This is a genomic window from Niallia sp. FSL R7-0271 (assembly GCF_038005785.1).
Lineage (GTDB): Bacteria > Bacillota > Bacilli > Bacillales > Cytobacillaceae > Niallia.
On sequence record NZ_JBBOTZ010000001.1, the window covers coordinates 3,937,563 to 3,945,167 of the forward strand.

Here is a 7,605-nt window from a genome sequence, read left to right on the forward strand (position 1 = left end):
ATTATTTAAAAAAATCCAAGCATTTTTACTGCAATATATAAATATAATAAGAAACTTCTTTAATTTTCATTTACTGTGCTTTTTATAGTTATATTATATAGTAGATAGAAAAAATGATATAGTACAAAAAATAAGATAATCGCCTGTTGATAAGCTATTTCTTTGATGAATATATGCTATTTTACATAGCATATATTCATTCAATCGGTTCCTTGTTTGGAGTACCTGGTTTTCTAGGGTACTTTTTCGGCGTTTGTTTTTCTTTTGAGATAACAAGTATGTTGCGCTCACTTTCTTCAATTGGAAGAGTAAATGAATGGGCATTGACCAATTTCCCGCCTAGAACAGCTATGGCTTTTTTGCCAGCTTCTATTTCCTCTTGTGCACTTGCCGCTTTCATAGCAACAAATACGCCTCCAACCTTTACCAATGGCATACATAGTTCACTTAAAACCGATAACCTTGCTACAGCTCTTGCTGTTACCATGTCGAAAGTTTCCCGATATTCTTTGTTTTGTCCGAATGTTTCCGCTCTGTCATGGATAAACTGGACTTCTTTTAAATCTAAAGCCTTTGCTAAATGCTCTAAAAAGTGAATACGTTTTTTTAATGAGTCAACAATTGTTATTTTCAGCTGCGGGAAAGCTATTTTCAGCGGTATGCTCGGGAATCCCGCCCCTGCTCCAACATCGCAAATATGAATAGGCGACTTAAAGCTTTCTAAATAAAATCCTGCTGTGATGGAATCATAAAAATGTTTCAAATAAACCTCAGATTGTTCTGTAATAGCAGTCAGGTTCATTTTTTCATTCCATTCAACAAGTGTTTCAAAATAAATCTTAAACTGTTCCATCTGCCTATCAGAGAGCTCCAGACCTTTCTCTCGGAGCATTTGTCTAAATTGTTCTGTATTCATGCTTGCTCCCTTTCCATCCAATTCCTGATTATGTATATTTTTTACAACAGGAGAGGCTTCTTGCCTAAGGTAATACAGGCAAAAAGCCAATCACTTTCTATTACACTCGCGCTATGCGACCTTGCTCCAAATATACTAATAGTATGGATATATCTGCAGGATTTACTCCAGAGATTCTAGAAGCCTGTGCCAAAGATAATGGCCTTACCATTTTCAACTTCTGCTTTGCTTCTGTTGCAAGGCTGGAAATTGCATCATAATCGATGTTCTCTGGAATTTTTTTGTTTTCCATTTTCTTCAGACGATCTACTTGCTGCAATGATTTATCAATATAACCTTCATACTTTATTTGGATTTCTACTTGTTCTGTTACTTCGTCAGATAAACCAGCTTCACTTGGTGCTAATTGTTGTATATGCTTGTAGTTCATTTCTGGTCTTCTCAGCAGATCCGCTGCCTTAATGCCGTCTTTCAATTCACTGCCGCCTTGTTCTTTAATGACAGCTTGAACTTGTTCATTTGGCTTAAGGATAATTTCTTTTAAGCGGTTCTTTTCTTGTTCGATCTGTTGCTTTTTGTCAGTGAATTTATTATATCTTTCTTCCGCTATTAAGCCGATTTCATATCCATAGTCAGTTAAGCGCAAATCTGCATTATCATGGCGAAGCAGAAGGCGGTATTCTGCTCTGGAAGTTAGCAGGCGGTACGGTTCATTTGTGCCCTTCGTAACAAGATCATCAATCAATACTCCAATATAGGCATCAGAGCGGCTTAAGATAAGCTGTTCTTTACCAGTGGCATTCAAACCTGCGTTAATTCCTGCCATTAAACCTTGGCCGGCAGCCTCTTCATAACCTGAAGTACCGTTAATTTGACCTGCTGTATAGAGATTCTTAATTTTCTTTGTTTCTAATGTTGGCCATAATTGAGTAGGTACAATAGCATCATATTCAATGGCATAACCTGCTCTCATCATTTGGACATTTTCCAATCCAGGAATTGTACGAAGGATTTCTTGCTGTACATCCTCAGGCAAGCTTGTTGACAAGCCTTGTACATAAACCTCCTGCGTATTCTTACCTTCCGGCTCAAGGAAAATTTGATGTCTTGGCTTATCATTAAAGCGAACGACTTTATCTTCAATAGATGGGCAATAGCGCGGCCCTGTTCCCTTGATCATCCCAGAATACATTGGGGATCGATGCAAGTTGTCATCAATAATTTGATGCGTTTTTTCATTTGTATATGTCAGCCAGCATGGCAGCTGTTCTGTAATATATTTTGTTGTCTCGTAAGAAAACGCTCTTGGAACATCATCACCTGGTTGGATTTCCGTCTTGCTGTAGTCAATAGAATGACTGTTTACTCTCGGCGGTGTTCCTGTTTTAAAACGAACAAGATCAAATCCTAATTCCTGCAGATGTTCAGATAGACGAATCGATGGCTGCTGGTTATTTGGACCACTTGAATATTTCAGCTCACCAAGGATAATTTCTCCGCGTAGATAAGTTCCCGTAGTTACTACAACCGTTTTAGCAGTATAAGTAGCACCTGTTTTTGTGATAACACCTTTTACTGTATTGTCTTCTACAATCAACTGTTCAACCATACCTTGGATCAATGTTAAGTTTGGCTGATTTTCCAGTGTTTTTTTCATTTCGTGCTGATACATATATTTGTCTGCCTGTGCACGAAGAGCTCTGACTGCAGGCCCTTTTCCTGTATTCAACATTCTCATTTGGATATAGGTTTTATCGATGTTTTTACCCATTTCTCCGCCAAGTGCGTCAATTTCTCTAACGACAATTCCTTTAGCCGGCCCCCCAACAGATGGGTTACACGGCATAAAAGCTACCATATCTAAATTTATAGTCAACATCAATGTATTGGCGCCCAATCTTGCGGCTGCAAGACCTGCTTCACACCCAGCATGTCCTGCCCCAATCACAATGACATCATAATTTCCTGCTTCGTACTGCATCATGGTGCCTCCTAACTGCAACTTTTTCTTTTATTTACCTAAGCAAAATTGGGAGAACAGCTGATCAATCAGGCTTTCGTGTACACTATCGCCGATGATTTCACCAAGCAGTTCCCAAGTTCTTGTTAAATCTATTTGGACAATATCAATTGGGGTTCCCATTTCCACTCCTGAAATGGCTTCATTAATAGATTGAAGCGCTTGGTTCAGAAGGGAGATATGTCTTGTATTGGACACATATGTCATATCACTTGCTTCAATTGCACCTTCAAAAAACAGGCTGGAAATTGCCTCTTCTAGCTGGTTGATGCCCTTATCCTGCAACAGTGAAGTAGTAACCATTTTTTGATTAGCTGACAATTCCTTTATACGCTCCATATCAATTTTTTGCGGCAGGTCTGTCTTATTTACAATCACTATATAATCCATTCCCTCAACCGCTTTGAACAGATTGACATCCTCTTCTGTCAAAGCATCTGCATAATTGAGAACAAGCAGGATTAAGTCTGCTTCCTTTAAAACCTTTCTGGACTTTTCAACACCAATTCTTTCAACAATGTCCTCTGTTTCACGGATACCTGCCGTATCTAGCAGACGAAGAGGTACACCGCGCACATTAACATATTCCTCAATAACATCTCTTGTCGTACCAGGAATATCTGTTACGATTGCCTTATTATCTTGGACCAAGCTGTTCAACAATGAGGATTTTCCTACATTAGGCCGTCCTACAATAACCGTTGAAAGTCCTTCTCTTAATATTTTGCCTTGCTGAGAAGTCTGAAGCAGCTTCTTTATCTCCGCCTGTACAAACCGAGATTTATCGAGCATAAGCTGATGAGTCATTTCTTCCACATCATCATATTCAGGATAATCTATATTAACCTCAACTTGCGCGAGTGTCTCTAATATTTCTTGTCTCAAGGTTCTAATCAGCTTTGAAAGTCTTCCTTCCATTTGTCCAAGGGCTACATTCATTGCTTTGTCCGTTTTCGCTCTGATCAAATCCATGACTGCTTCTGCTTGGGACAAATCGATTCTTCCATTTAGAAATGCTCTTTTCGTAAATTCACCTGGTTCAGCAAGTCTTGCACCGTTCGTTACAAGCAACTGAAGCAAACGATTTACAGAAGCCATTCCGCCATGACAGTTAATTTCAATAACATCCTCTTTAGTGAATGTTTTTGGTCCCTTCATTACAGAAATCATTACTTCCTCAATTGTTTCATCCGTAGCCGGGTCAATGATATGCCCATAATGAATAGTATGACTTGCTACCTCTTTTATCTTTTTATTTCCTATACTTTTAAATACCTTATCTGCAATCGCAAATGAGTCTGGCCCACTCAATCTTACAATCGCAATCGCTCCCTCTCCCATTGGTGTGGAGATTGCAGCTATAGTATCAAATTCCATGCTGTCACCTCAAATCATTAAAAATCTATATATAGAAACTGATGTAAACTTATCAACAACTCATTTAATTGTTACAATAGATTAGATTATCATATCCACAACTTTTAAAAAAGAAAAAAATCCGCACACTTATCCACATTACTATTCTTTATTATTACCATTTTATCTTATCCACATGTGAATAACAATAAAAGGCACCAAAAATAGCGCTGTTCAGACAAATAATTCACAGATTTTATGGCTATTTTGCCGAATATGCTCTGTAAAGATGAATACTGGTTAACTTTTGAAGGGAATTTTGCAGAATGTTAATGTAAGAAGGAACAAAAAAAGACAATCCCAAAAATTTTGAGATTGTCTTTTTTTCTTATTTTATGCTTTTTGAACAGGCTTTTTTTCTGGAGAAATGATAATATGCCTGAAAGCATCTTCACCTGATGAACAGGTGCTTATACCTTTAATGCCTGTTAATGCATTATGAATGATTTTTCTTTCATTTGACGGCATTGGCTCTAACGAAATTTCTTTGCCAATCTTTAGGGCTTTATGGGCCGTTCTTTCTGCAAGCTGTATAAGGGATTGCTTTCTTCTTTCCCGGTAGCCTTCAGCGTCTAGCGTGACCCTTAAGTATTCATCGGAATTCTTATTAATGACCAATTGCGTTAAATACTGAAGTGAGTTGAGCGTTTGTCCCCTTTTTCCAATTAAAAGGGCGATCTTGTCTCCTTTTAATTCAAAAAAGATATTCCTGCCCGACTTTTTTGCCGAAATAGATGCGTTAACTCCCATTTGGGTGCAAATATCCTGCAAAAATCGCTCTGCAGATTCTAGAGGCGTCTCAAGCTTCCTTACAGTTACAGTAGCCGAGCGGGCCCCAATTCCTAAAAAACCTTTTTTTCCTTTATCAACAACAATGATTTCGGCTTGGTTCTTTGTTGTCTTAAGCTGAGCTAAAGCTGATTCCACTGCTGCTTCGACTGAATGTCCTGTAGCAGTTACCTCTCTCACTTTTTGGCTCCCTCCAATTTTCCTGTCTGACCGGACTTCTTCAACTCCGGACCTTTGATGAAGTACGTTTGGATAATGGTAAAGATATTACCTACAACCCAGTATAGTGATAATGCAGCTGGGAAGTTAATAGCAAATACTAAGATCATGATTGGCATAATCCAAAGCATCATAACCATTTGCGGGTTTTGGTTAGCTGTTCCTGCCATTGTCATTTTTGTTTGGATGAATGTCGTAATCCCTGCAATGATAGGAAGCAAATAGAATGGATCTGGCTGTCCTAAGTTAAACCATAAAAATTCATGCTGAGCAATTTCTCTTGTACGTGAAATAGCGTGGTAGAAACCAATTAATATTGGCATCTGAACGATTAATGGAAAACATCCTGCCAATGGATTTACTTTATTTTCTTGGAAAAGCTTCATTGTTTCTTCTTGCAGCTTTTGTTGTGTTTTTTGATCTTTAGAGCTGTATTTTTTTCTTAATGCTTCCATTTCAGGCTGCACTGCCTGCATGGCTTTACTGTTTTTAGTTTGCTTAATCATTAACGGCAAAATAACAAGACGAACTAGTATTGTTACAATAATGATAGATATGCCAAAGCTTCCGCCGGCAAGTTCTGCTGTTTTAATGATGAGCTGTGATAATGGATAAACAATATATTCATTCCAGAAGCCATCACTTTCTGAAGTGATCGGCTGATTGAATTCTGTACATCCAGCCAAGATAGTCACTAAAAATAATAGACCAAATAGCAACACTAATTTTTTCTTCAACCGTAAAATCCTCCTGTTAATAAATAATAGAGCCAAAATTAGCTTCTGGCTTCATTGTATCCTAATTTAGATGATATAGGAAACGCTTAACTTGAAATTTCACTGAATCTTTCTTTTTAAGACCTTTGCAATTTTCAGAACATGGAGAAGGCTCTTTTTTGTTTCCTCATATTCCATTTCAGCTAGAGGCTTTCTAGCAATAATGACATAATCCGCTTCATTTTCCAAAGAATCTCCGATTTCCAAAAATATCTGCCTTATATACCGTTTAATTTTATTTCTCATAACGGCATTTCCAATCTTTTTGCTGACAGAAAGCCCAATTCTAAAATGGGCTTGTCCGCTTTTTTCATACTTATATACAACAAACTGCCTATTGCCGAATGATTGTCCCTTTTTAAATACTTCTTGAAACTCTTTACTTTTTTTTACGCGATATTCTTTCTTCAAATCATTTACTCCTTATTTATTCAATACTTTCCGAATCTATATTATTTATGTACCTTCCAACATAGAAACATCCTTTGCTTCAAAACCAGGAGCTTATATATCCATTATAGTATGGGCTCTTAAGATTTATTCTAAGAGCCCATAACTTTTCAGTCCATTTATCGAAAAAAAGACCACTGACGTTTCAGTGGCCTAAGCTGATAATACTTTTCTTCCTTTGCGTCGACGGCGAGCTAAAACATTACGTCCATTTGGACTGCTCATGCGGCTGCGGAATCCGTGAACTTTACTTCTTTTACGTTTATTTGGTTGAAAAGTTCTTTTCATTGTATATGACACCTCCCTGAGGAATAGCTGTTACAGACAGTCCTTACAATTATATAAACATAGCTGATTGATTGTCAACCATTCATTTATTTTCTAGTCTATTTATCCTTGTTGATCGCTCTAACAAGTTTTTGCTTTATGTTCTATAACATCGGAAATATCCTGTAAAACATATGCTACGTACTATATTTCTTTCTGAATAGTAATAATAAGGAATAGAAGGCCACTTGTCAATACGCTGTCATTTTTTGCTTCTCCCCAAATGGATATTTAATTTTTTTACATTGCTTAAATAAGCACTTAAATTGCATATTTCGAGCCTGTGGATAAAATTTCGACATTTTTTTCACTGTCCACAATACTTATTTACAGGTTTTTAACAAACTAATAACCTGTGGACATTTATTATCAACATATTGTTTCACTTGTGGATAAGATATGAAAAACCATTGCAGTTATTATGATTTTTTGATATTATAGTTTTGTTTTCACATTTGAATAATTTCTGTGTATAACTATTTTATCCACAGAATGTGGATAAAATGTGGACAGCTTATTAGACACCTCTTAAAAGAGTTGTCCACAAATAGTGGATACTGTCGAAATGCTATTTAACTTCCTTATTATATATTTTTTCCACAGATCATTATTAATGTATTGGCAGATTAGCTCTTTTTTTAGGAATCTGTTCTTTTCGGCACGCAAATAAAAAGGAAAAGGAGGGAAATTGG

7 protein-coding genes are annotated in these 7,605 nt (G+C 37.0%); all 7 read right to left on the reverse strand.

The genetic code is table 11. The features are described 5' to 3' along the window. Window positions 1-196: 196 nt before the first annotated feature. The 7 genes from rsmG to rpmH all read right to left on the reverse strand — a co-directional run bounded on the left by rsmG (window position 197) and on the right by rpmH (window position 6,874). Window positions 197-916 carry a 16S rRNA (guanine(527)-N(7))-methyltransferase RsmG gene (rsmG, locus tag MKX82_RS20005; RefSeq protein WP_233319086.1) on the reverse strand — a complete coding sequence of 240 codons (720 nt, stop codon included), beginning with the start codon at window positions 914-916 and terminating at the stop codon, window positions 197-199. Window positions 917-1,016: 100 nt separating this feature from the next. Continuing rightward, a complete protein-coding gene (gene mnmG, locus MKX82_RS20010) occupies window positions 1,017-2,897 on the reverse strand; it encodes a tRNA uridine-5-carboxymethylaminomethyl(34) synthesis enzyme MnmG (protein WP_233319112.1) in 1,881 nt (626 codons plus the stop codon). A gap of 30 nt (window positions 2,898-2,927) precedes the next feature. Continuing rightward, window positions 2,928-4,313 carry a tRNA uridine-5-carboxymethylaminomethyl(34) synthesis GTPase MnmE gene (gene mnmE, locus MKX82_RS20015; protein ID WP_233319088.1) on the reverse strand — a complete coding sequence of 462 codons (1,386 nt, stop codon included), beginning with the start codon at window positions 4,311-4,313 and terminating at the stop codon, window positions 2,928-2,930. Window positions 4,314-4,685: 372 nt separating this feature from the next. Continuing rightward, the gene (gene jag / locus MKX82_RS20020; RefSeq protein WP_251647947.1) at window positions 4,686-5,321 is read right to left on the reverse strand and encodes an RNA-binding cell elongation regulator Jag/EloR; all 636 of its coding nucleotides are present in this window, start codon (window positions 5,319-5,321) and stop codon (window positions 4,686-4,688) included. After that, window positions 5,318-6,097, reverse strand: a complete 780-nt coding sequence (gene spoIIIJ / locus MKX82_RS20025; protein ID WP_237942190.1) for a YidC family membrane integrase SpoIIIJ — start codon at window positions 6,095-6,097, stop codon at window positions 5,318-5,320. The genes jag and spoIIIJ overlap by 4 nt, the downstream gene beginning before the upstream one ends. Window positions 6,098-6,196: 99 nt before the next feature. Continuing rightward, window positions 6,197-6,547, reverse strand: coding sequence for a ribonuclease P protein component (gene rnpA, locus MKX82_RS20030; protein ID WP_233319094.1), 351 nt, complete (start codon window positions 6,545-6,547; stop codon window positions 6,197-6,199). A gap of 192 nt (window positions 6,548-6,739) precedes the next feature. Beyond that, the gene (rpmH, locus tag MKX82_RS20035; protein ID WP_127738799.1) at window positions 6,740-6,874 is read right to left on the reverse strand and encodes a 50S ribosomal protein L34; all 135 of its coding nucleotides are present in this window, start codon (window positions 6,872-6,874) and stop codon (window positions 6,740-6,742) included. Window positions 6,875-7,605 lie beyond the last annotated feature (731 nt).